General features: G+C 61.2%; 17 protein-coding genes and 2 pseudogenes. 10 read left to right on the plus strand and 9 right to left on the minus strand.

The window, feature by feature from the left end; genetic code table 11:
• Positions 1-395 precede the first annotated feature (395 nt).
• Entirely contained in the window at positions 396-1,436 is a 1,041-nt protein-coding gene (locus JOE41_RS19625) for a hypothetical protein (RefSeq protein WP_209753303.1), read from the plus strand.
• Between the two features lie 804 nt (positions 1,437-2,240).
• Here JOE41_RS19625 and JOE41_RS19635 read toward each other — a convergent pair.
• A complete protein-coding gene (locus JOE41_RS19635; RefSeq protein ID WP_209753304.1) occupies positions 2,241-2,765 on the minus strand; it encodes a hypothetical protein in 525 nt (174 codons plus the stop codon).
• Between the two features lie 20 nt (positions 2,766-2,785).
• Positions 2,786-6,358, minus strand: coding sequence for a MobF family relaxase (mobF, locus tag JOE41_RS19640; protein ID WP_209753305.1), 3,573 nt, complete (start codon positions 6,356-6,358; stop codon positions 2,786-2,788).
• 71 nt (positions 6,359-6,429) lie between these two features.
• Between mobF and JOE41_RS19645 the strand changes: the two genes are divergently transcribed.
• The 5 genes from JOE41_RS19645 to JOE41_RS19665 all read left to right on the plus strand — a co-directional run bounded on the left by JOE41_RS19645 (position 6,430) and on the right by JOE41_RS19665 (position 10,320).
• The gene (locus JOE41_RS19645; RefSeq protein WP_209753306.1) at positions 6,430-6,657 is read left to right on the plus strand and encodes a hypothetical protein; all 228 of its coding nucleotides are present in this window, start codon (positions 6,430-6,432) and stop codon (positions 6,655-6,657) included.
• Positions 6,658-7,183: 526 nt separating this feature from the next.
• Positions 7,184-7,672 carry a hypothetical protein gene (locus JOE41_RS19650; protein ID WP_209753307.1) on the plus strand — a complete coding sequence of 163 codons (489 nt, stop codon included), beginning with the start codon at positions 7,184-7,186 and terminating at the stop codon, positions 7,670-7,672.
• Positions 7,669-8,697, plus strand: coding sequence for a hypothetical protein (locus tag JOE41_RS19655; RefSeq protein WP_209753308.1), 1,029 nt, complete (start codon positions 7,669-7,671; stop codon positions 8,695-8,697). Before JOE41_RS19650 ends, JOE41_RS19655 begins: the two co-directional genes overlap by 4 nt.
• Positions 8,694-9,143 carry a hypothetical protein gene (locus tag JOE41_RS19660; RefSeq protein ID WP_307800722.1) on the plus strand — a complete coding sequence of 150 codons (450 nt, stop codon included), beginning with the start codon at positions 8,694-8,696 and terminating at the stop codon, positions 9,141-9,143. Before JOE41_RS19655 ends, JOE41_RS19660 begins: the two co-directional genes overlap by 4 nt.
• A 250-nt stretch (positions 9,144-9,393) precedes the next feature.
• Positions 9,394-10,320 carry an alpha/beta hydrolase gene (locus JOE41_RS19665; protein WP_209753309.1) on the plus strand — a complete coding sequence of 309 codons (927 nt, stop codon included), beginning with the start codon at positions 9,394-9,396 and terminating at the stop codon, positions 10,318-10,320.
• Between the two features lie 7 nt (positions 10,321-10,327).
• Here the strand turns inward: JOE41_RS19665 and JOE41_RS19670 are convergent, their stop codons facing one another.
• Positions 10,328-11,359: a DUF4192 domain-containing protein gene (locus JOE41_RS19670; RefSeq protein ID WP_209753310.1), complete on the minus strand. Its 1,032-nt coding sequence runs from the start codon at positions 11,357-11,359 to the stop codon at positions 10,328-10,330.
• Between the two features lie 1,077 nt (positions 11,360-12,436).
• On the opposite strand from JOE41_RS19670, the pseudogene JOE41_RS21260 reads away from it, so the two are divergent.
• Positions 12,437-13,577 (plus strand): annotated as a pseudogene (locus JOE41_RS21260) (IS30 family transposase).
• Positions 13,578-14,186: 609 nt separating this feature from the next.
• Here the strand turns inward: JOE41_RS21260 and JOE41_RS19685 are convergent.
• Positions 14,187-14,510, minus strand: a complete 324-nt coding sequence (locus JOE41_RS19685) for an Lsr2 family protein (RefSeq protein ID WP_209753313.1) — start codon at positions 14,508-14,510, stop codon at positions 14,187-14,189.
• A gap of 1,092 nt (positions 14,511-15,602) precedes the next feature.
• Here JOE41_RS19685 and JOE41_RS19690 point away from each other — a divergent pair.
• Entirely contained in the window at positions 15,603-17,495 is a 1,893-nt protein-coding gene (locus JOE41_RS19690; RefSeq protein WP_245200768.1) for a transketolase, read from the plus strand.
• A 300-nt stretch (positions 17,496-17,795) separates the two neighbouring features.
• A pseudogene (locus tag JOE41_RS19695) lies at positions 17,796-18,041 on the plus strand (PDDEXK nuclease domain-containing protein); the annotation flags it as partial.
• Between the two features lie 876 nt (positions 18,042-18,917).
• Here JOE41_RS19695 and JOE41_RS19700 read toward each other — a convergent pair.
• Both JOE41_RS19700 and JOE41_RS19705 read right to left on the minus strand, forming a co-directional pair.
• A complete protein-coding gene (locus JOE41_RS19700; RefSeq protein WP_209753314.1) occupies positions 18,918-19,586 on the minus strand; it encodes a hypothetical protein in 669 nt (222 codons plus the stop codon).
• A 301-nt stretch (positions 19,587-19,887) separates the two neighbouring features.
• Positions 19,888-20,220, minus strand: a complete 333-nt coding sequence (locus JOE41_RS19705; protein WP_209753315.1) for a hypothetical protein — start codon at positions 20,218-20,220, stop codon at positions 19,888-19,890.
• A 1,055-nt stretch (positions 20,221-21,275) separates the two neighbouring features.
• Here JOE41_RS19705 and JOE41_RS19710 point away from each other — a divergent pair.
• On the plus strand, positions 21,276-21,500 hold the full coding sequence (locus JOE41_RS19710; protein WP_209753316.1) for a hypothetical protein: 225 nt from the start codon (positions 21,276-21,278) through the stop codon (positions 21,498-21,500).
• 86 nt (positions 21,501-21,586) lie between these two features.
• On the opposite strand, the gene JOE41_RS19715 is transcribed toward JOE41_RS19710, so the two are convergent.
• The 3 genes from JOE41_RS19715 to JOE41_RS19725 all read right to left on the minus strand — a co-directional run bounded on the left by JOE41_RS19715 (position 21,587) and on the right by JOE41_RS19725 (position 23,991).
• Complete coding sequence (locus JOE41_RS19715) at positions 21,587-21,811, minus strand: hypothetical protein (RefSeq protein ID WP_209753317.1); 225 nt, start codon at positions 21,809-21,811, stop codon at positions 21,587-21,589.
• Between the two features lie 155 nt (positions 21,812-21,966).
• The gene (locus tag JOE41_RS19720; RefSeq protein WP_209753318.1) at positions 21,967-22,410 is read right to left on the minus strand and encodes a nucleoside deaminase; all 444 of its coding nucleotides are present in this window, start codon (positions 22,408-22,410) and stop codon (positions 21,967-21,969) included.
• A gap of 84 nt (positions 22,411-22,494) precedes the next feature.
• Positions 22,495-23,991 carry an NCS1 family nucleobase:cation symporter-1 gene (locus tag JOE41_RS19725; RefSeq protein WP_209753319.1) on the minus strand — a complete coding sequence of 499 codons (1,497 nt, stop codon included), beginning with the start codon at positions 23,989-23,991 and terminating at the stop codon, positions 22,495-22,497.
• Between the last annotated feature and the right edge of the window lie 611 nt (positions 23,992-24,602).

A 24,602-nucleotide genomic window follows, 5' to 3' on the forward strand; every position in this document is an offset into this window, starting at 1 on the left:
TGTGGTCACCATCGTTGGAGGAGCGAGTGCCGAGGAGCCTTGCCATAGCCCGATTTCTGACAAAGCGCATCGGAGGGATTTCCCTGCCTAGCACGGGCCAGTGAGAGCCGGTGGCGCAGAATCTTTCCGAGGTCCTTGTCCGCTTTCGCCGAGCGGACAGGCCCCAACGATGTCAGTCAGATGGGTCGTCCCGGCTGGCGTTACACCGAGCGGCATATACAGTGTCTTTGTGGCGGCAGAGTCGTAGAGCGAGCCGGTGCGAAGTAGGGCCGGCAGTTGCTCTGGACGTTCCGTACGGCCTGTAATTCTACGGTGAGGATACCGTCCAAGACCTCCTTAGCTTTGCGGTTGTTCGCCGAATATGAGATCAACAGTGCCCGCCATAGACTCTCGACATGAATACCGCATCCAAAGTCCGAGGGCGTAAGGCCGCTGACTTCACCGATCCAGTGAAGCTAGAACTTGCCGCCGAAACGGGATACCTGTGCGCAAACCCATCTTGCTGTGCTCCGACATTTGCCGCAGGCAGCACGAAACTCGGCGTCGGAAAGGTCGGCGAAGCAGCTCATATCTCCGCCGCTGCCCCGGGCGCCGCGCGGTGGCTTCCGAAGATGGATCCGGCCGTTCGCAAATCTGCAGCCAACGGTCTCTGGCTATGTGATACACATGCCAGAGAGATTGACGTCGACGAAAATCGCTTTCCCATTCATCTGCTGCACAAGTGGAAGCGGCGAGCACGCGCACGCGCCCTTGCCGCTCGCGGAAGACCTGAAGCATGGCGCCCAAGTCGGCGAGAGGAGCTCATCCGTCTCACGCGGTGGCTCAAGCTCCCGACTAGTCGAGACGAGATTTCTTGCTTCGTTTCAAACTTTCTTTCTGACTCAGGTGCCCCAGCATTTTGGGACGAGACCCACCACGAGGCGGTCGCGCTAGCACTCTACGAATTGATCTTGAACGCAACACAGCACGGAGGCGCCGACAGGGTCTATTTGAGATCACGCGGATACCGCATCGATTTGGTCCACAATGGAACAGACTTCCACCCTGGCGGACTGCTGTTGCGGCAAGGTAGAGGCGGCACGGCAGCAATGCATCACCTGACGAAGGTATTCGGGAACAGCTTGTCCTTCAAATTCCGTCATAACGGGGCGGTTGCAACCGCCCAACTGATAGACGCGGGAATCGCTGGACCGGGTCACCCCTGCGCGGTTGAGACCTCGCCAGCAGGCTTCGCAAGCGTCCTAGGAAGCCTCAAAGGATGCTCTACTGTGCATGTGTTCCCCCACCGCCGGTTGAGTTTCAGCGATGGCCCCGATTTAGAGCCGAGCATTGTCGACCTTCCACCCACTACAGAGATAGTGCTTCACAACACGAGTCAAAGCGTGGTCGAGTATTTCAAGACGACGTATCCGCGCGTGTCCTTTCCCGGCGACTGAGTCCACTGCCCACGGAGGCTAGCCACCCTTGCCTGGTTCTTCGCGCTGCCACTGGTACGTTGACCGAATACAGACCTGCGTTCGGGCTATCGGATCGCCGATCCAATTGATCAACGTCGCAACATCGACTCGTCCGACGTCGGCGGAGTATTAAAGACATAGGGTGGCGTGGCCAACTTTGGGCAGCGACTTGCCAGCGTCGCCACTATCGAGAGCCAGACCAAAGCGGGGCGGCTTGCCCTAACAGGTCAGGGCTACAAGGGCCGAAGCGGGACCGTCCTGGTGGAGTGGGCAGGCTCAGACTTACCATCGAGAGAGATATAGCCGCAATGTAAGTGGTAACGGCGCCACGCGGTTCCGCATGCATAGGCAGCGTGACTACGACAAATGCGAGGTGCCCCAACACCAGGCATCCCAAAGCTCCTGCCCCGGCAGATCGCTGGCCGAGCGGTTTTCCCTACCACGTTGCCGGCTTCGACGAAATCATGCCCAAAACACTCGCCACCGCCACCGTTGACCGGGTCGTCAACCACGCCCACGTCTGCCAAACTAGCGGCGATTCCGTCCGCCTCACCCAGGCCCTAGCCGGAAAAAGGAATCACCCGCCTGAACTATCCACCCCAACGATGACCGACCCCGCCGAACCAATCAGTGGGCAGATCTGTTGGCCATCACGGGGCAGTTTTACTGGCCACCAGCGGGCACATCAACAGGCCGCCAATGGACAGAACGTAATGGCCACTGACAGAGGATTCTGACAGCTTAAGCCGTTCGCCCGCCCCCAGGGTTGGGCTCCGGCCTTGATCAAGCCTCGCTGCCCGGTGCCCAGGCCAGGGAGTCTGAAGCCCGTACGTAATAAGTTGCCGGCCATGGTTCGCCGGGCCTGACTTGCGCCGGATCCGGTGAGATGAGCAAAACCGATCCAGGCCAGATCGGCTCCGGTAGGGCCTCGATCCAGGCGCGCTGAACGTGGTCGAAGCGGTTCCACTTGATGGTGATCCAAGAGCCCGTGGGTTCGAGAGCGTCAATGCTCACAACTGTGATCTCTGCCGTCGTGCCACTGCTTCTTCTCATTTCGTTGAAGTGATCCCACAGTTCGTCAGCGCCAGCCATCCATGAACGCAGCCGGCGTGCTCGGACCAACCAGACCGTCCCGGCGACGACAGCCGCGAGGAGTGTAATGGCCGCGGTGAGTAGTAGGAACAAGTTATCCGGCCCACTGGCGGCCGCGGCTCCGATGAGATACACGACGCACGCAGTGATTGCCACGCTGCTCAGAATCAGCGCAGGTGTCGCCAGCTTCGGCTTCAGGACTGGGTTCGTATCCATGGATTACCTTCCCGACCAGTTTAGAGTTGCCAGCCGACATTGATAAGGCGGTCTTCCCAAGTCACCGGGTCTTCAGCCCACGTAGGCGCGTCTACGGGGTTGGGGGAGGAAACGCCTGCTCTCTCAACGAGGCGATCGATATATGCGCGTTGCTCCTGTTGCTCCCACTCGTATGCCGCAGGAACTGGCCCGAGAGGAAGCGGCGATTCGTCTATGCCCCACCGGTCCCTGTAGATGGCAGTTCGGCGAAGCACCCCAGTTGCCTCTTCGGGGGTGACGAAGGGTCCCAAGGCCTCAAGGAGGTTCCGTTTCCATTCGGCGTCACTCATCATGGCGGCCGTGGTGACTTGGTCCATCCTGTGGTGTACCCGCGCCTGTACTTGGTTGATCATGTTGTCAAGGTCGGGACGAGCTTTGCATAGTTGCTCGGCCAAGGGTTCGATTCCGCCCGCGGGCATCACGGACAGGAACTGCCGGAGCCGGGAGTGGAGGACTGCCGCAGTGTCTCGAGTGGATGAGCTTGTATCTAGGGCGGCGGCAACAACCCGTTGCGCGCTCGGCCGGCTGACTCCAACAGATCTGCGCCACGCAGCTAAAGCCGCACCCCACGAGGGGGATTGCTGAAGCTCGGAGGCCCCTCCCGGCGAGTGCGCTTCAAGGAACTCCCTCAAATCCTCAGCCGCTGCCAGTTGTGCGAGGTAGTCGTACTCAGCACTGAGGCGCTCCAAGCTGTCCGCCTTGGACTGCTCAGCGTCGCGGACTTCGTGAGCCGTCCGTTCGGCGCCTTCGGCGGCAAGGACCTCGCCCAGGATCTGCCGCCACGAGGCTTGCATAGCGGGATCCGTAGGCTCGTCATCCAAGGGATCATTCTCGCTAACGTACGCGTGGTTCCCTGTGCGTCCCCGCGTCATGCTCACGTACAACAGCTCACGAGTCAGCCGGCCCTGTGTCACCACGGTGTGGCCGGTGTCCACTGTGATGCCTTGCGAGCGGTGGGCCGTCGTCGCATATCCCAGCTCAACTGAAGCCCCAACGTAGTCACGGCTCAAGCTGATCGTTGCGCCGGTGTCCCTGCGAACCGCGGTCAGTGAGCCGTCGTGCCTGCCTGTACGGACGACGTCGAGCATGGTTCCGTTTCGGATAAAGTCACCGCTGCTGTCGGTTATGGCGCGGTCATTGTGACGGGCGATGACGGTGTCGCCAGTGCCGGCACGAAGTCCGTCGCTGAGCCGTACCGAGCTTTCCGCATCCACGGCGCCTTGGACCAGGCGATCGGCCTGGGCGCGCTGGTTGAGCATGCCCACCGTGTCATTGTCCGCTGCGATGAGAATGGACGACTTGCCAGCGTGGATGTCGGTCTGCCATCTGAGGTACGCCTGGTCGACCATGTCGAGGTACGCGCCGTGTTGAATGCGCCCGTGGCTGTCGTAGTCAGCAATGGCCGCGAAGTCCCCGGCACGAAGCCTCAGCGAGGAGTCTTGCTCCCAAGCCTGTTCGAACCGCCAAATCGTGCTGAGCCGCACTGTCTTGCCTTGCCGGTCCAGCCAGCCGAGGACACCGCCGGCGTCGATGGCGTCCAACTGCGCCGGGTCTCCCACCAAGAGCACCTTGGCTCCGGCATCCCGGGCCTGCTGTACCAGTGCAGACAGTTGCAGGGTGGACACCATGGAGGCTTCGTCGATGACGACCAATTGATTTGGATGAAAACGCCACCTGTCCTGTTCGGCAGTAAGCCGGGTGGCTCTCTGAACGAGGCGAGTGGCGTGCGGGCCTTCGTTAGCCACAAGCTTGGTAAGCCGTTGCTCGGTGTCGAAGAACTGTGCGGCCCGGTTGCCGGCGCCCTGACCGACAGATTCGTAGAGCCACTTGGCGACGTTCTCCGTGGTCAGTGCAAGCTCCCGTCCAAGAACTTCGGCGCTCGCAGCCGCCGGCGCCAAACCGACCACGGTACCGGCCCCGAACTCCGATTCCCAGGCTGCCTTGACCGCGCCGAGGGTGGTTGTCTTGCCGGTTCCGGCAGGACCGACGACGGCGTCGAGCCGGTGGCCGCTGAGTAGGACGTTGGCTGCTGCCGCCCGTTGGTCGCTGTGCAGGTCGAGGCGACCTCCGTGTTTGTAGCTGGCCAGCGATTCCATGGCGACGGAGGCGCTCACGGCTGGGCCGCCGTCGTCGTTCCTTGCTCCCAAAACGACGTCCTCATTGGCGAGTGTGGCAGCGTCCGTGTAGAGGCGGGAGCCGTGGAAGTCGAAGATGCTGTGGTCTGCGAAGCGGAGATCGGCCTGGGCGTTCGCAGGGAGGGTGTACCGATACTCATTGAGAGGGACGGACTGTGCTTCGGCAGCACTGGCGATCGCATCGATCAGGGTATGTCGGTCCGCCGGTGTGTGGCAGCGGATTTCGGCGCAGACACGTTCGGCTTCTGCCAGCAGGTTCCACCGGTTCCAGGTGGCGCGCTTGGTGGCGACGCGCTCGCGGGTCAGAGAACCCACCGCGTCCACCCAGTCCGGGGTGAAGTCGCAAGTGCGGAAGGGCGCTATCCGGGAGCGCCGAATGGTGTTGGCGAGCACCTCTCGGGATTCGAAGCCCCTGGCGGCCGCCCTTGCGCGCCACTGGGCGGAGAGCTGGTGGAGCGGGACGGCTGTTTCCGATTTGGCGGTCCGGGTGGAAAGTGTGGCTTGCTGTCGGAGCTTGATGGTGGTCGTCGCCGTTGGGGGAGTGCCGTGACTGGCGGTCCATTCGGCCACGAGCCGGTCTGTTTCGAGATCGATAAGACGCGAGCGGTTGGAGAATTCGTGGATCAGCGCTTCGTCGACGCCGGTCAGTTGCTGGCTGGGATTGTGTGTGTTCGCGGCTGGCACCCGGACATCCGTATCGGTGCCGAGGTTCCGGTGGAGGGCGTCGAAGAGGAGACCGTTGTAGTGCTCGCTGGCGGCCACCGCCGCCTTGTATAGAGTCCGCGAATCGAGCGTGACCCATGCGCCGTCCGTGATGCGCTGGATGCGGTTGGCGATGACCATGTGCGTATGGAGCTGCGGATCCCCGGCCCGCGACTCCCAGTGGTCGAAGGCAGCAGCGATAGCACCGCGCGTGCCGAGGTGGGCGACACCGTTGCGGCCAGCCCTCGTGTGGATGACGTAAGTCTCGAGCCACTCAAGGGTGGCGTCGACCGCCTGGTGGTGGGTCTCGAGGATTTGATCTTGAAGTGTGCGGGGGCTCAGGGCCCAGAGGATGGAGACCGATTTGGGGACGCTGAAGGTCAGGTCGAATCCGACGACGGCGTGGCGCGTTTCGGCGCGGCCGTGGCTGTTCTGGACAACCGTGGGTTGTCCGTGGGGTCGTCCCAGGAAAGCGCCGGTGTCCGGGTGGGTGGCGTGGTCGAAGATTGCCTTGGCGTCCGATTCCGTGACGACGTCTCCGGCGGTCCGGTTGATGCCTCGCACGCCGGAGCCGAGCCAACGGCCCTGCGGTGTTCCGGCTTTCATGTAGTACGTGGTCGCGTCGGCGGGGGTGATTGTCAGATCGTCCATCATGGTGGTCTTGAAGAGATACTTCAGGCCCGACTGAGCGGAGAGCCGGGCAATGGACATGGTCATTGGCTTTGGGTTTCTGGGTTCCGTTTGGTGGCCGTCCACCCTCGGCGTCGGAACAGTGCCTTGGTGCTGCTGTGGAGCTCGACGCCGGTGGTCTGGGAGACAGCCAGGAGCCTGCCGGCCAGGTGGACCAGGTCGTGCGCATCGGTTTGCTGGATATTTTGGAGTCGTACCAGGTCTGCACGGAGGTTCCTGATGACGTCACGCTGCTCGGTGTTTTCGGCTTCGAGACGGTCGATGTCCTCGGCTTGGGATCGGAGTTGGCTGCGGAGGGAATCTTGGCCTTGCCGGCTTCTGGCTAGATCGGCGGCCAGCCTTGCAGACGCCTTGTGGTGGGTCTCCATAGGGCCGGACTCTTTGTCGAGGTATCTGCCTCTAACCGAGGCAGCGGGAGCCTGGCTCGATACGGCACCTGCGTGCCGCCGTCGTCGATCGCGTTGTCTGTTTGCGCAGCGCGTGGAACAGAAGCGCTGAGAGGAGCGCGACGGCGCGAAGCTCTCACCACATTCCCCGCAAATGTTCCCGCTCACGTTGGTTCATCTTTGAGAGCTCTGGTTACGACATGACTTGCCGTGAGTCCGCGCTCACGGTGAGTGCCTTGGATGCCAGAGGTGTGAGGTTCTTGGGGGGTTACGTCCCGTCCGAGGGTTGAGTCGCCGGGAATCAGCATGACGGGTAGTCGATGGGTCTGATCGGCTCTGGACATGTCCAGAGCCGAGGCGTTCAATGGAATTGAGGCGATTCTCGAAGGGTCCAGGAAGAGCGGACCGATAGTTTCAGATGGCGGCCAAAGCGGCAGCGCTCGGGGGACGCCAGGATGGGGTTCCGATGGACGGTGCAGCTTCCGCCAAATATTCGCCGGCGCGATGCGCTGCAGAAGGTTTCCTCGCACTCAATCTGCCGAGCCGTCTTTCGTTGGAACGGCTCATATCGATTGTTGAGAACCTCCGTCATCGGCGGATCGAGGTCGACGTTTCCGAATCCCTAAACGGAGGATCGGTCTGTGGCCTGTGGCTGTCCACGGACAGCACGGAGATAATCTTGCACGCGCCGACGCCGTCGGCACTCCATCGCCAGCAGTTCATCCTCCACGAACTGGGCCACATGGTGCTCCGTCATGATGAGCTGGTGGTGTCCTCAAACTATTCGGAGACGTTGTTTCCGAACCTTTCCGGCGAGAAGGTGTCGCGGATCCTTGGACGAAGTGACTTCCTGGACCATATCGAGGCTTCAGCAGAAACCCTGGCGGATCTCTTTGCTGCTGCAATCCGGGACAGCAGCCTCGAGCCGCGGTCCTTTGAACGGATTTTCGGATGATTCAGGACATTTCCGCCGTCGCGATCTGGTGTCTGGCACTGTGCCTCCTGCCGGACCTGAAGCGGCGCAAGGACCAGAGCATCCTGGTGGCGGCCATAACAATTGCCACTGCACTCACGCTCAACGTTGACAGAATCTACATCGCAGGGGACCAGCTACTCGGAAACCGCAATCTGCTGGACCTCATAGCCAATATCTTTATGGTTGTCGGTATCTACTTCCTGTCCCGTGCGATCCTGCGGGCGGCCGACGTCAGCGAGACGGTGGACATCCACAACAGAGCAGGGCTTTCGATCCTTGGGATTGTGGTTGTGGCCTTGATTATCAGCTTCAGCTTGGTTGATGCTCCGCGGACTTCCACCTCCTTTATGAGGGATTTTGGAAGCCAGTGGTCGGCGGCCGTGTACTCGGGTGTTCAGTTCCTTTACATCGGCGCGGTGGTAGCCATCACCGGCTTTACTTGTTTCAGGTTCCGCGGCGAGATGGCAAGGCCGTACTTCCGGGTCGCCTTCATGTTCATCGGTCTCGGCTGCGCTCTGGCTGTGGTGTTGGTCCTTGCGGTGCTGGGGATGGACGTTCTTCATCTCATGGGTGAGCTCGAGGCAATGACGCGTCTCTCCTACGTCTATGACGCAGCCGAGGTGGGCGCCATGGTATTCCTCTGCGTGGGCCTGGCCTTGCCACCCGTCGCACGTCGGCTGCAGCGCCGGTCTGATGCCCGGGCCGCCGCTGTCCTCGTCGAGCGACTGGCTGGGCCCTGGAACCGAATCACGTCTGAGCGATCCGGGCTCCGACTTGACTTGGCTCAAACTGCGATCGATCGCCACGACGCCCCCAAGCGCCGGCTGCATCGGATGTTGGTGGAGATCCAAGACGCACTGTTCGTGGACCCACACCTTGCCCAATTGCTGACTCAAAATGATCTGGATGTACTCCGGGAAGCGGAGCAGCATCTCGGAGCCAGGTTGGCAGCATCCGGACATCGACGACCGAGGTTGTTACAGAAAGGGGACACGACTTCGTGACCGTTAGCGACGCCGGGATCCCCGAACAGCCGCAGGCGAAACTCGCGCGGAAGTTGAATCTGCTCCTGGACCTTTTCGAGGCTCAGGGATCATCGCCCCTGACGTATCCGCAGATAAGCAAGCACATGTCAGACCGCGGAACGCCGTTGTCTCGCTCCCGCTGGGCCTACATGCGTGCCGGCGACAGTTCCATGGCGACGGACCCGCAGCTTTTAAGGAACCTCTCCGAATTCTTCGGCGTTGACCCCGGATACCTTTTGGACGACGACGGCGAGGTTCCTGACTTGGTGGACGCGCAGCTCGAACTGCTGCGTACCCTGCGCGAAAACCGCGTGAGAAACTTTGCTGCAAGGCAACTGCAGGGGATTTCTCCGGAGACCCTACTGCGCCTGCGCAAAGCCATAGACGATCGCTTGAAAGCTCCTGAGGACGACGCCGATGCGTAGGGCCGCTACAGCTGTCGCCGTGGGTTGTGGCACTGCCGGCGCTGCCGCCTTCCTCGCCGCGGCCTATTTCGCTCGGGAAGTTGTCGTGCCCAAGTCTCTGCGGAGGGAAGACCTGCAAATCCGTCGTGTGTTTCACGGCGCTGATGAAACGCTCATGGTGGAGTTGCCTGCGTCAGCCCGGACGACGGCTCCAGGCCGCTACAGCATCTGGTTTGCCAACGGCACAGGGCATGCCTGCATTGGAGAGGTCATGTCCGCTGACGATGCTGCGGGGACGGTGACCCGCCTCGTTGAACGGGTTGACTCCGGCGATCTCAGGACTGCTAGGGCCGGCATCTGGAGCGGATACGTCTATGCGACGCCGGAACCGTTAGGGCTGCCATACTCTGACGTTCAGGTGCCAGTCGAGAACGGCATGGCGCCCGCCTGGCAGTTCACACCGGCGCAGCCGTCCGGGGACTCTTCCACTTGGGCTATCCATATCCATGGCTTGGGCGGTTCGAAAGCAGGCGCACTCCGCGGCGTGCCTGTTGCGGACCGGCTGGGATACACGTCCTTAGTTATTTCGCTCCGGAACGACCGGGATGCGCCTGCTTCCGCGGACGGCCGGTATCACCTGGGGCAGACCGAATGGCACGACGTTGAAGCAGCGGTGTCGTATGCCGTGGGCCAGGGTGCGCGCCAGATAGTGCTTTTCGGCTGGTCCCTCGGCGCCTCTATTGCCCTGCAGATGGCGGCATCATCGGAGTTTCGGGAGCGCATTTCCGGGCTGCTGCTCAATGCACCTGTAATTGACTGGAGAAGCACTCTGGTGGCAAACGCCCGGTCCAGCATGCTTCCGGGTTGGGTTGCCCGGCTGGGACTGCAGATGCTGGGGTCATCCGGAACGCGCTGGGTCACGGGCCTGGACGCGCCGTTGAACTTTCATGCCCTGGACTTTTTGGCCCGGGCGGATGAACTGCGTGCTCCCATCCTTGTCATCCACAACGAAGGGGACCGCTCTACACCCTTTGCCATTTCCCGCGACTTCGTCAGCCGGCGCCCCGAGCTGGCAACACTGCTCACTTTCCCTTCCGCGGAGCACACGCAGGAGTGGAATTCCGACCCGGACGGATGGGACGCGGCGGTGGAGAACTGGCTCCGGAACGTCCCGCCGTCGTCGTCCATATCCCTATAACTGCGGGTCAGGACGCTTCGAGGCCCCAGGGCCGGAAGGCCCGGTCTTTGTCCATGTTCCACCCGGCGACCATTCCGGAGCCGATCATGAGATCACTGAGCCTGGCCAGACGGTAGGCGGGGTCTGCTTCGAGGGCGAGTTGCAGGAATTGGTGGGCTTTGCTGCCTCGGCCTTCCCACCAGTTGACGAAGGCGATGGCGGTGAGGATCGGGGCGGAGTGTTTGGTGCTGCTGTGCGTGTAGGCGTGGAGCAGCAGCTGCTGTGCCCATTCGACCCGGGACCACTGAGGTCCGCCGTGTGTTTGGGCCAGGAGAACCCGGTCCATCGGTTCGTCGATTCCCGGGATGTCGGCCATGAGCTGGTCGCGGATGGCGGGGGCCTGGAAGTTGGCAATCAGATCGACGGTCTGATCGTCGTTGGGATAACTGATCGCGTCCAGCATGGCGTCCCAAAGGGTTCTGGCTTGTTCGAGCGCCTCGCCCGGGTTCATCGCGTGTATTGCGTTCACGCGGTCATCGACGGCGTCGGCTGTGCGGCGTTCTTTTGTCGAGGCGGGAAGGGTGATGTGGTTTGTGGGTGCGATGGTGCTGCCGCGGTAGACGAATTCGGCGTTGATCTGGCTGGACTGGGTCGCCGTCACGGGGAGTGTCAGTCCGTCCTGGGGGTCGCCGTCGTACGGGGAGACGGTGTTGTCTCCGACAAGGAGTCCGTCGCGGATGGTCATTCCGCGTTCGGCCAGCGCGCACGTCAGGGCTGCGATGGTTGCTGCGTGCGGTTTGGGCTGGCCGGGTTTTGGGGGCTCGGAGGTGTAGACGGCGAAGAGGACGCTGGCGGCGCTGGGGTCGTGGGCGAGGTAGTCGGCCACTGTGCGGGCGTATCCGAGTCCGCCCTCGTGTGTGGGGAGGTCGACTCTGAGTGTTGCGCCGACGCGGTTGGCGTCCAGGGTGATGCACACGAGGCTTTCCTGCGGCCAGAATCCGAGGGTGTGCCCGATGAAACTGAGGACGTCGGCTGGGGTTTTGATGGTGAGCGGTTCCATGTTCCTTCTCCTTTAGCGACTGGCGGGCACCGGATGTGTCTGTCAGATTCAGTGCGTCGTTCTGATACATGGAGTCACCGCTGGGGTTGAGGGTCCGGAGTGCAACTTGGGGAACCGGGAGCGATCGAAAGTTTCGCGAGGAAATAAGCGACGGAGGAGCGCCGAACGAAACTTTCGATCGAGCCCGGCGCGTAGCGCCCTGGTTGCGTGGAGGACCCGCCCAGCGATGATGGGGATCAGAATGACAAACAGCGAAGTTGCTTCTGGTGGTTCATGGACATGGGGGAGCGGGGCGGCATGACGTCTTGGAAGCCGATACTCAGTGAGCTCTGTTGACATGAACGTAGGTGCCCCGAGCGGGAGCTGAACCCGAACTCCTCCGATCCCGCGTCCGCTCGTCGAACAGCATGAGCTCGGTCGCGAGACTAGGAGGAAGCACGCGTGTGGTGGCTTCGCGATTGCCGTGGTGGCGTGACGCCATATAGGACTGTTCGCCTCCGGCTCGCTCAGGTGCCAACAACCGGGGTCGAGCTGACAAGGCGCGAGCACATGCGCCTGCACAACTGGGGAAGGTGCGTCATGGCTGAAATCAATGCGGTGCTGGCCCGACTGACGGCGGAAGAACTCGAGGAGACGTCGCAACTGGGCCGAAGGGGCACCTGGGGCGGCAACTGATCGATGCGCTTGACCGCTCCGCAGGCGGTTCTGATGCCCGCAAAGACCTCAGCGACCGCATCTTCCAAACCCAGAGCCAAAGGCTAAAGCGGGCTCCCAAAGGATAGGCCGCCGAAACGGCTGGCATGGACACTTCTCCCACGGGTTCCGGGGAATTTTGGAACGTCTATATTGAGCCATACGTCGCGCCTCCGTCTGGGGCGCATCAGGTTGCGATCTAAGAGTTGTTGTCAGCGCCGGTCGAAAAGTGAGCCGTTTCGTCGCCTTGGCGTCTAGTGGTCGTTGCAACACCTGAGCTTTTAGGAGCTGCAATTGGCAGACATGAAAAGACCAAGAAAGTCCCGGGGCGCCCCTCCAAAGAACGCTGCCCGGGCTCACTATGATCAGCTGATGAAACAGGGAATGGGCAATTCCGAAGCGTGCCGGATCGTAGGAATCAGCCGTAGTTCGGGCACTCGCTGGCGGCACGGCCACACGGTCGTTCTGAAGTCCGGAGACATCAAGAAGTACGCTCCCATCTCCCATCAGAAACCGGCCGTGATCTCCGCCCGATTTCTCTCCGAGTCGGAACGGATCACAATCGCGGACCTGTTGCATGCCCGGCGCAGCATCCGCGCCATTGCCCTGGAGCTGGGGCGTAGTCCGTCTACCGTGAGCAGGGAGATCCGCCGGAACATCCACGAACCCTCTGGCAACTACCGTCCACGGACGGCCCAGCGCAGTGCCGAGCGCAGACGGAGCCGTCACCGAAACGGGAAGATCTCGAGCAACCCGGAGCTGCGGGAGTTCGTGCGCGAACACCTGAAACAACGCTGGAGCCCCCGCCAGATCAGCAACCGCCTACGCACCGACTTCCCGGGACAACCAGAAATGCATATCGTGCCTGAGACCGTCTTATCAGGCCCTCTACGGGCGCGGAAGCCTGGACCTGGCCGTGGACCCGGCCGTCTCCCTCCGCAGCGGACGTACCGGTCGCCGGCCACGCCGCCGGAAGGAACACCGGACCAGGCGCTTCCCGGACATGGTCATGATTCGGGACAGACCTGCAGAAGCGATTGGCAGATTGGTACCAGGGCATTGGGAAGGTGACTTAATCATTGGAAAGGGCAGCCGCTCTGCCATCGCCACACTGGACGAACGGACCACTCGCTTCATCATCCTCGTGCATCTGGCGGGAAACCGAGGTGCTGAGAATCTGCGCGACCGGCTGGCAGAAACGATGAACATCCTCCCGGCCCATCTGCGCCGTTCCCTGACTTGGGATCAGGGCACTGAGATGGCTTGCCACCAGGATTTCACGCGGCAGACGCTAATCCCGGTGTACTTCTGTGACCCGGCTAGCCCCTGGCAGCGCGGATCAAACGAGAACACCAATGGCATACTCCGCCAGTACTTCCCGAAAGGAACAGACCTGGGCGTCCACAGCCCCGAACACCTCACAATGGTCGCCGCTGAACTCAACCGCAGGCCACGCGAAGTCCTGGGTTGGAAGAGCCCCATGGAGCACCTGGCTAGACTGACTTCACCGGCGATAGAACCATGAACCGTTGCAACGACCGCTGAATTCCGCCCGCCGTCATAATGGCTCAGTTTTCGACCGTCACCGACATTTGTCAGCGCCGTCTGGTTGACCCGCAGGACCTCGCTATCCGATCCTGGCTGGCGGGAAGGGTGTTCTCGGCCAGGGACTCCTTCACTGTCGTGTCCGATGCTGTCGGGCGGCTTTGTCTTGACGTGGTGCCCCCACCACAGCCCAGCGGCTCCTGGCAGGAGGGCAATCGCAGGGAGGATCCAGGAACGAGGTGAGGAGCCTGAGGAGCCGATGAGTACGTCAAAGTTTACGAAGGTTAGTACGCAGACGAGTTCCAGTACCAGGGCGCTGAGCAATGGGGCTATGAGGCGGGTCCAGAGTGAGTTCGGTCAGTCGCCGCCCGTCACCGTCCCTCAGAGCTGCTGCAATGCATGGTCCAGGCGCGGCCATCCGGGCACTCGTCTCTCGGTGTCAAACGGCTTATAGACATCTGAAGTGTCGATCGGGATAAACGAAAATCAGGGTCGTGATGAATTGGCGACGACCCTGATTTCGTTTTGTTCTTTCAACGAATCAGTACGATGGCGATGGAATGCCAGCAGGTATTTCGGAGGGCTAATCTTAATGTGCCGCGGTGTAGCGCTGCATCACATCGGCCTGAATGCGGCCGCGTGTGCTGACCGGGATTCCGTTCTCAAGTGCCCATGCGCGGATGGTCTTGGTACCGGGAGCGCCTGCATTTCCAGGGTGGCGTGCCGGCTTGGTGCGTCCCGCTGTTTTGCGGGCAACGGCAGTATATTCGTTCAGTGTCGCGCGCAGTTCTGCTGAGTGGGCGTCGTTGAGATCAATCTCATACTCGGTGCCGTCAATGGAGAATGTGATTGTTTCATTTGCTTCGGAACCGTCGAGATCATCTTCTAGCATTGTTATTACGCGTTTTGCCATGCGAAAAGGCTATCAGGCAGAATGATTAATAAATCCCGCCTCAACACGGCCTGGTTTGGCTAGGGGCCTGACTAATTGCAGTGCTCGGAAACGGTCGTCGATTATGAACGGGAACCATGAACCGTACCTGGCCGGTTCTTGCCAGGCCTGGCGGGGGAGCATGTCCCGCACGAGCGCATACCCGTCCGCGATTCCGGACGGTGGGCCGCCGGCGTGGGATGCGGAAACACAGAGGCGGCACCCCGGGCTGTTGGCCGGGGTGGGTCTCGTGCATCGATTCAGGCGTCGCCTCGGGGAATCACAGCGGCGGCCGCCGCGGACCGGACTGCCAGTGCAGTCACGCCAACCTGTGAAATAGAAAAGAAGCGCAGTCCCGGGTGTCTGAATCGTTCGGGAGCTGCACTTCTTCCCCGCCCATTATCAACATCATCACTGAGCACCTGCAAAACCAGGTCGCAACCGCCAGGGGGAAACCGCACATCTGCTCCGGGGAAGATTCGATGTGTGCGGTCGGATTCCTCATCGGAAAACCATCGGTTCTCGACAACGCGGCTCTTGATGTCCGCCACCTTAATGAATCCCTATGCTGACGGGCGTCGAAGCGCAATCAGGTTCCATGCCTGCATACCGCTGGTAACGGATGAAAGCTTCGTCGTGGGCACGTTGTGCGCCGGCGCCCGTCCCTGCCGGGTGGCCGTCAGCACATCCCATGATTCCAGGGACGATACTCGAGGACTTTCCCCGGGCACTTGCGCAAGGCCGGTTGCCGGAGGCAATCTGTTGCTTTACTTGGTGAATCATTCCCGGGCTCACCGGAGGCCGCCGTCGACCCCCCCCCGCGAAGCAGGGAGCCCGCAGAACGGGAGGACACTTGTGGCCGATTTAAGCTGCTCGCTGACGCCCAGTCGTGCATCAAATTCCGGCTTACAGCGCCAGGGAAACCTGATGGCAATTTCCAAAGGCTTGGCGACAAATCTTCCGCCTTGGCAGCCATCGCCGCGGTACTTCATGTGCGGGTATGGGGCCCATCGTCGACCGCCCGTCCGGCCTCAAGAGAGCCGGGGAGTCTTCTGAACGGGAAGGGTGATCGCAATGACCGGATCTCAGGAACCGGAAGTTCCGATGACCGCTGAGCCGGACAGGCACATTCGACGGCTGGCGGCGCAGCTGCGGGTGGACTCCATCCGGTGCAGCACACAGGCCGGTTCCGGCCACGCGACCTCGTCATTGTCGGCTGCGGATCTCATGGCGGTCCTGCTCGACCGGCACCTCCACTATGACTGGGACCGGCCGTCACTGCCGACCAACGACCACCTCATCTTCTCCAAGGGCCATGCGTCCCCGCTGCTGTACGCCATGTACCGGGCGGTCGGGGTGGTCGGCGAGGACGAACTGATCCGCACCTACCGGCAGTTCGGCGGCCGGCTCCAGGGTCATCCCACTCCTGCCCTGCCGTGGGTTGACGTGGCCACAGGGTCGTTGGGCCAAGGGTTGCCGGACGCGGTCGGAGTCGCACTGGCCGGACGGTACCTGGACCGGCTGCCCTACCGGACCTGGGTCCTGTGCGGGGACAGTGAACTGGCCGAGGGGTCCATCTGGGAGGCTCTGGACAAGGCCGCGTACTACAAGTTGGGTAACCTGACAGCCATCGTGGACGTCAATCGCCTGGGGCAGGACGGTCCCACCGAACTGCAATGGGACATGGAACGCTACGCCCGGCGGGTTGAGGCGTTTGGCGCCCTTCCCCTCATCGTCGACGGCCATGACGTTGCCGCGATCGACGACGCGTTCACCCGGGCACTATCCCGGCCCGACCAGCCAACAGTCATTCTCGCCAGGACGATCAAAGGGAAGGGCGTTCCTGAGATCGAAGACCGAAACGGTTGGCACGGCAAGGCGCTCCCGAAGGAAATGGCCGACCGTGCCGTGGGAGCGCTCGGCGGTCCCAGTAACCTGCGGATCACCACAGCCTTACCCGCCCCGGGGGTACCTGCGCTCACGCCGAATCCACAGGCGGCCATCAGCCTGCCCCGGTGGGAGGTCGGTGAGGAGGTGGCAACCCGGGCCGCTTTCGGCGCTGCCGTGTCCGCGCTGGCCGCCCGGCCCGAAGTCGTTGTTCTGGACGGCGAGGTGGGAAACTCGACCCATGCCGGAGAGTTTGAGAAGGCAGCTCCGGAACGGTATTTCGAGATGTTCATCGCTGAACAGCAACTCATCGCTTCCGCGGTCGGGCTCTCAGTCCGCGGCTACATCGCGTTCGCCTCGAGTTTCGCCGCTTTCCTGATATCCCGGCCCTTCGACTTCATCCGGATGGCTGGAGTCTCCCAAGTCAGCATCCGGCTCGTCGGTACACACGCCGGGGTGGAGATCGGCCAGGACGGTCCATCGCAAATGGCTCTGGAGGATATCGCCGCCATGCGGGCCGTGCACACCTCCAGCGTGCTCTACCCGGCCGATGCTCCCTCCACGGCATACCTCGTGAAGACCATGGCCGACACCCCGGGCATTTCCTACCTGCGCGCCACCCGCGGCGCTTACCCGGTCATCTACGGTCCCGACGAACAATTCCCGCTCGGCGGCTGTAAAGTCCACCACTCCGGACCCGAGGACGCGGTAACACTTGTTGGCGCCGGGGTGACTCTGCACGAATGCCTGACTGCCGCCGACCAACTCGCCGCCGAAGGGATCAATGCCCGGGTCATCGACCTCTATTCCATCAAACCCATCGACACGAGAACCCTGCTCAGGTCCTGTCAGGAGACCGGGGGCAGGATCGTCATCGCCGAAGACCACTACCCGGAAGGCGGCATCGGAGCCGCTGTGCTCGAAACCCTGGCCGGCCCTGACACTCCCGAACTCCACGCAACCCTGCTCGCCGTCAAAACACTGCCCACTTCCGGCACACCGCAGGAACTGCTCGACGCAGCCGGCATCTCCGCCCGCCATATCACCGATGCCGCCCGGAACCTCCTCCGCACCCAATAGCTCCGATACATTGTCCGGCGACAAGACATAGTTTCCATTATCAGTTGCAGGAACGGACTTACAGACTGCGGTAGTGACAGAATGCCGGGCCTGGTGACCGCGTCATCCCTCACGGGCAAACCGTAATTTCAGGTCCCCTCAGAGATAGTGCACAGATTGGCAGACTCCTCGCGGGGAGCGGTGCAGGAAGGAACTGAGACCTGAGTCGTTAGTGCGGTTTACGGGCTACGTCGTCATCGAGCGGGCAAGTTCCAGCCCGAATACGCCGGCAAACTCAAATTCTACGTCGCCCTCGTCGACGACGTACTCCGCCGCGAGCACCATAACGAAACCATCGGCATCCTCATCTGCGGCACCAAGAACGACCGCAGCGTCCGATACAGCCTGGGACGCTCAACCTCGCCCATTGCCGTCGCCGCCTACACCTACGACAAACTTCCGCAGTCCGAACAACAGGCCCTCCCCGATGAAGGACACATCGTCGCCGCCCTCGAATGGGCCGAACCGGACACCGAAGCAGTCGAAGGTGCGACCGATAGGGCCTAACCGGTCGACACATTCCGTCTGTGGCCGGCTGACTTCGTCCTTGACGCTGGGTGGAGACGTCTGGTCAACGAATTGTCCAGCGCGCTTTGGACAATTCAGGTCAGTCGCACCGTGGCCAGCCGGGCATCTTTTGAATCCGCCCCAGCCCGCGAATTCACCGCTAAACGTGCCGTTCGACGGGCGTTTTCCGGGAAGGGCTGAGGAGGGTGACGGCAGCGGCGATCGCGACCGACAGGGCGATGGTGACCGGGCCGGTGCCCCAGTTACAAGATGGCTTCATGTGGAAGTGCGTCTCGATGCAGGTCTCCAGCTCGGCGTCGTACCTGAGAGTGTTCCTCTACGCGGAAACCGCGGCATCGGCCCGTGCCGATGTCACCCAGGTTGCCGCGTATCTCGTCGCGGGCTCGCTGCCCAAGCGTGCCACTCAGGGCGTGCCGGGCTGTCGTGCCGGCGGCCCCTGGCCTCTCCGGAGTGCGGGGCTATTTCGTCGTTGATGGTTGGCGGCCCGGGCCGGCCCCCAACAGAACCGGGCGGGCCGCCTGCCACGGCCGCGAGTGGGCACCCCATGCGGCTGTGGCTACGCAGGAACATACGCGCTGAAACTGTGAACCGTCTGGGACTTGCAGGTTAGTTGCTGCCGGCGCCATCGAGGGTACGTTTGGGGGCGGTGTCTCCGCATTCCCCCATTTCCGGTGCAGCCCTAGGGAACCCCACGCTTGAGTCGCCCCCGACTCTGTGGGGTTTCTTTTTGCTCAGGCACGGTTCTGGGGGCTTAGCTTGTCGCCACCGCGGACCCGGAACCCGCGTCAGCACAGGCGAGCGGCGAATCTACTTGTAATAGATCCGCTGGCGCTGAACCCACAAGTGAAACAATGTTCATTCCCTGGGGAAGCGCTTGGCCGCCAAGGATGTAGCAACGGGAACGCCAGCCTGTTCTCGAACGGCAAGCCATTGGTTGACACGCAAGTCTTCGTGTTCCTCGGACATTAGGTAGATGTACTGAGTCGATCCGTACATCATGGGCCCTTCCACGCTCGCGGCCAGTTTCGCCTCGGCGCGGTCCACCCCTTCCGGTTCCAGAAGATTGAGGAAGGCGACGTCCAGATTGAAAATGTCGAGCTCGTATTGGGCCGAGAAGCGCAAGATTCCGCCTCTCGGATAGAAGGCCCGTAAATCGGCGGCAAGTTTCTGGCCGTTCGTCGGCGCCGGCGGAGTTTGCAACAACTTTCCGTCGTGGCTGATGTGCCAGTCGATCAGCGACACCATGCCGTCAAGGACTACAGCGTCGAGCTTCTCATCGAAGTGTTCGCAGGCATCCCTTACGTCTTTGGCAAGGAATAGCGGCCAACTGTCGTCGATCTCGAGAAGTTCGCGAAGTCGAGCGCCCCGGTGGTCTGCCTGTGTTTGCCTAGCAACTCGCGATTCCTTCGGATAGGGACGCACGTGCCCAGGTTTGAGTATCCGCTGTATGACTATCGCCGAGAACAACGCTGCTTGCAGGTCACCCCAGACCATGTTGTCGTTACTCGCGACCCCGTCGGACATGGCCCTCGTCCACGCCCTCTTGACGTAGCGACTGCCGAGTTCCGCTTGTCGCTTGATCTCAGTAAGGAACACACCGAGCCACAAAGCCTCAGTTGATTCCGACGTCCCGCCCGAAATGGTGCTGAGTACAATGTCTGTCGGTCTCATCGCAGTTCGTTCACTTTCCGGTGGGTAAGCGGCGGATCACGCCATTTGTAATCCGTCACTTTGGCTCCTGGCCCATGATGATGGCGCCTACGCACGTGCCGACCTGAGAACAGTGGGCTAGCAGACAGGTCGCGATCGCCTAGAGATATGGCTTCTAAGCGTCAAGCACGCTCGTCACAAACCGCACATCGCCGTTGGCCTTAGTGATGGCTGCGTCGCATGCCTTACTCTCTGCGTCGCTGCAGACCTTCGCCGCGTCGTTGTCGGCCAGGGGATCCAGCACTCTCAAGGTCCGGTCGAGGAGCGAAGTGATTTCTGCTGGCGCTTTCGCGAGTGCACGCAAGTTTTTGGCCGCAGTCTTGGCTGTAATCGTTGCCGTCTGAACCGTCATACTGCAGGTCAGCCTGGTCACCTGGTCGATTGGCTTAGTGCCCACGCTGGCGAAGGCACAGTCCGTGATCTTGTCCTCGTAGTCCTTCCAGCCCATCTCATGCTCCGCAATAATGCTGGCGTACTGGGAAACAGTCGCTGTCGGCGTGGGGGTCAGCGTTGGCGTCGGAATGGTGGTCTTAGAACCCGATCCCGCCGCGGCCGCTCCTGATCCGCATCCAGAGAGTAGCAGTGCAGCTGCGACGACAGCGGGCAGTACGAGTGACCTGTTCAATGTTCCCCCAAAGTTCTAACGGCGCCTAAGGAGGGCCGATTCCCCTGAGTATATGGCCTGATCCGCCTTGATAATCCCTAGGCTTCCGCCTCCGGAAGCCCGGAAGCTCTCCCAGGAACACTCCAAATAATCTGCTGTCAAAACCTTGGAACGTTCTTAGTCCAAGGGAGAGCCATGACCAGCGGCGGCAAGACGACCCTGTAGCGGATCCCGCCGAAGGCGATCGGATGCTCAAGCCGCATAGCCCGGCGTCGCGGATGCGTATCTAGACTGCCGCAGGCAGCCAGTACCGCAAAAGGTTCCGCCGGACAATCCACAGGCAACATTTACTGAGCTAACAGCCCAGGCAGGCCGTGTCCGCGCCGGCAAATAGGCACGTCGCGGAACCGTGCAAGGGCCGACATCGTATATCGGTTTCGTTGCTCAACTCCGGGGCGCGCGGTTGCCGGCACTTCCGTGCGAAGGATGTCGCCTTGCTTGACGTGCGATCTTGCCAGGACAGAACCTTCCAGACCCCGGGCATCCTCCTCCCCGGATATGCCTGCACCGTAGCGGACACAACCTGGTTCGGCGGTCGGATTGACCGCAGGATTTTCGGTGACGCCACAGGAAGATGTCGACAGCTCTCGGTGGACGGCTGCGATGTCCAGAGACTCGAACTCGCCCGTTCCGGCTCCTCTCAGTGACCGGTGTGGTGCGTTCGGTCGGTCCGACTCCGCCTATCTCTCGTGGGACGCTGCCCGGCATGTGTTCGGGCAGCGTCCCTGAGGTGTCCGTTGTTTCTTGGCAGGTGGAGAATGAGGGCCGGGCCAGCCGCGCCGGAAAGGCAAGAAATGTCGTCTTTAGCATTTCAAAGCCGCGCCAGGACGCCACATTGTGTGGACAGTGATGTCTACCAGCTTTCGTTCGCCGAGATCGGTAACTATCCAAGCGATTCCCTGATCCTGGGAAATCAGGTCGACATGCCCGTTCCAAAGTTCTCCTGTGTCGTGATTGCTTGCGGCAATGCGTTCGCCAGGAGCTATCGAGAGAAAGACTTCTATTTCGCATCCGGTGAGCGAATGTTTGTTGCCTTTCCTGCCAGAGGCTGCCCGTATGGCTGATTTGTGCAGTGAGCATGCTTCTCGTCCGAGGGCCGGGCATTGGCCCGGAACAACGGCGGGGCTTCTAAGCCACGATGGACTGTTCACTACCGCGACCCCGCGGACGTGCCCCAACTCTCCATGATTGTGCCGGGTGGAACATTCCGGTCCAGGGAGGCCACATAGCGGCCGAATCCCAGGCGTGTCACCGAGATGCCCACTTTTTCAGCCGTTGCTGTGGGCCTCAGGAAGTCCACGGCATTGTCAAGCGCGGTGTCCAGCTCCCTTCGGGTCCGCACCGATACCATTATGTGGTCGTGCTCGAGCAGCATGGTGTTTCTGATCCTTTCTTGGTGGCTAAGAGCTGCCACTGGGCGATGCCACTGGCAGCTTGTTACTAGGACAACTAGTGGCTGCGGATTGGACCCCCGCCCGAGATAGACGGGGGTCCAATCCGGTCCTATCTGGCTCAGCAAGCCAGGGGCGTCTAGCCTGCGCTGAACGCGTCCCACCGTTCAGGATGGGCATTCTTGAATTGGCCCACTAGATCAATACAGCCCTGGTGCCCGGCGACCCGGACGTTGACGTCCCGTCCCCTTAGCCAGTCCAGGGCACCTGGGTAGTGAACATCCTCCCCGACGACTACGTGTCGGATTCCGCTTACCACGATCGCGCCGGCGCACATGGGGCAGGGCGCTTCAGTTGCGACCATGACGACGTCTTCGTTACGACCAAAGGGCCGCCGGACGGCTTCCCCTAAACAGTTGATTTCGGCGTGGGAGAAGTATCTGCCGTCCTGGATCTGGCGGTTCCGGCCGCTCGCCACCACTTCGCCATTTACAATGAGCGCTGCCCCGAAAGGCATGCCTCCTTCGGCAGCGCCGGCCTCGGCTTCCCAAAGTGCTCTCTCCAAGGCTTTGCTGTAGGCCATCTAAGTTCCTTTCTTGGTCCGCCTCCATCTAGGAGGCGGACCTTTTTCTGACGATTCGTCGTGGTTAGAGTTCTCGTAGACGCTTCAACTGACCACGGCGGCGGGCTCATCTTCCACGGCTGATTGGGCTGCAAGGCCGTACTTGGGATGCTTCGCCAGATAGGGGTAGACGAGGAACGCCGTACCAGCGCCTACAAACCAGGAGAAGGGCGCAACCACACTGAAGGCCGGAACGAGGGCGGCGCTTACCGACAAAGCTGCAGCAATTGCGAGTGCCCGAACAGCTGTCAGATTAAACCCTTTGGTATACCAATAGGCGCCACGCGGATTATCCGTGTACAGAGCCTCCGTCTCGATGAACTGCTTACGGACGCGGTAGTAGTCGGCCATGAGGATGCCAAAAAGTGGACCGATCAGAGCGCCGAGCGTTCCCAAGGTGTACTGGATCATGGTCGGGTTGCTGTACAAATTCCAGGGCATGACCACGATCGCCAAAATGGATGCGATGATGCCTCCGCGGCGGAAGTTGATCTTGCTGGGGATAAGGTTGGCCAGGTCGAATGCTGCCGAAATGAAGTTTGCGACGATGTTCGTTGCCACCGTCGAGATGGCAAAAGTCAGGACTCCGAGCAGGACGGCTGTCGTGTGGTCGATGCGTGCGACTAGGTGAACGGGGTCCATGATCATCTCACCGAAGACCTGGTAGCCGCCCGAAGTAGTGATGACGGTTACGAGAGCGAAGATCATCAAGTTAACGGGCAGTCCGAGGAAGTTTCCGCGCGTCATGCTCTTCGGTGACTTGAGCAACCTGGAGAAGTCGGCGAAGTTCAATGTCGTCCCGGCAAAATAGGATACAACCAGCGCCACTGCAGTGAAGAACATGGCCCACATTTGGCCTCCGCCGAGCTGCTCGGAACTGAGTGTAAAGCTGATGTTTCCAGGGCCGGCCTTCATCACGATCCAGCCGGCCAGGAGGAACATGACCACATAGACGCCCGGGCCAGCCCAGTCGCAGAAGCGCCTTACAGTCTCGATTCCCCGATAGAAGACTACGAACTGAATGGCCCAAAGGATCAAAAACGCCGCCCAACCGAGAGTGGACAGACCCAGGAAGGAATCCTTGGTCAGTGGCTCCAAGTCCGGGAAGAAGCGGAGAACTGCGACGACGATCGCTGTAGAAGCGACCCAGGTCTGAATGCCATACCAGCACGTGGCGATGATTGCCTTAATGATGCCGGGAATGTTGGCGCCAAGAACACCAAAGCTAGGGCGGCAGGAAACGGCGAAGGGGATGCCGTAAGTCTGTCCAATCTTGCCCACTTTATTGACGAAGAAGTTGGTGATTCCGATGCCCAGCAGCAGGGCGATGAGGACCTGCCAGCCCGGAATGCCCAGAGCAAAGAGACTCGCGGCAAAGACATACCCCGCCACACTGTGGACATTTGACATCCACATGGCGAAGAGGCTGTAGGTTCCCCACGTTTTTGTCTTTACAGGTAAGAGATCTTCGTTGCTGAGGCGCGGGCTGAAGTGTTGTGCGGGGAACGATGCGTCCCGCTCCCTGTTTTGTTCTAGTGACACGAATATCGCCTTTCATAGCCGTCGGCGGCCTTGGGCGCGCTTCGTTTCCCCGAGGCGGGGCGCGCCCACTGCGGGCCGAAAGGAAAGTTTTGGGGGTGAAATTACCGGTCTGGCGTCTTTGCCCGGCGGTGTTTCCACGATGAGCGGGACGTGCCGGGGGATGGCCCGCAATGAGTCCCTATTTCATTTTGCGGAATCTTAATTCCACAGCCCTTATAGTGTCTGGCCTGGCTACGCAAGTCAAGCAAAAAATGCCATTTGGTATACCGATCGCCCTGGATTCATTTTGTGACTACCCGGTTGAATCGCTCGCTGCTCACCGCCAGCAGGATCTACCCGACGGCACTGTGTTCTGTCCGTGTCTGACGGTCTGCAACTGGCGCATTGGGTGGACAACCGAGGCCATATATTAGGGGCCTGGCAAAGGACCTGAATAGCCCGGCTGTGAAGGCCGTAACGTCTTGGCCGGGTCAGCGGCCACAGCATCGCTGAACGCGCCCTGTCGGGACCAGAGCAGCCAGTCTCGTATCGAATACGACGGAGGCCTCTGAGTCTGGCTGAGCAAACCGAACTCTGGCACCGCGGCGCTGCCTTCGGCTAGATCTTGTACA

Source organism: Arthrobacter sp. PvP103 (assembly GCF_017833075.1).
Lineage (GTDB): Bacteria > Actinomycetota > Actinomycetes > Actinomycetales > Micrococcaceae > Arthrobacter.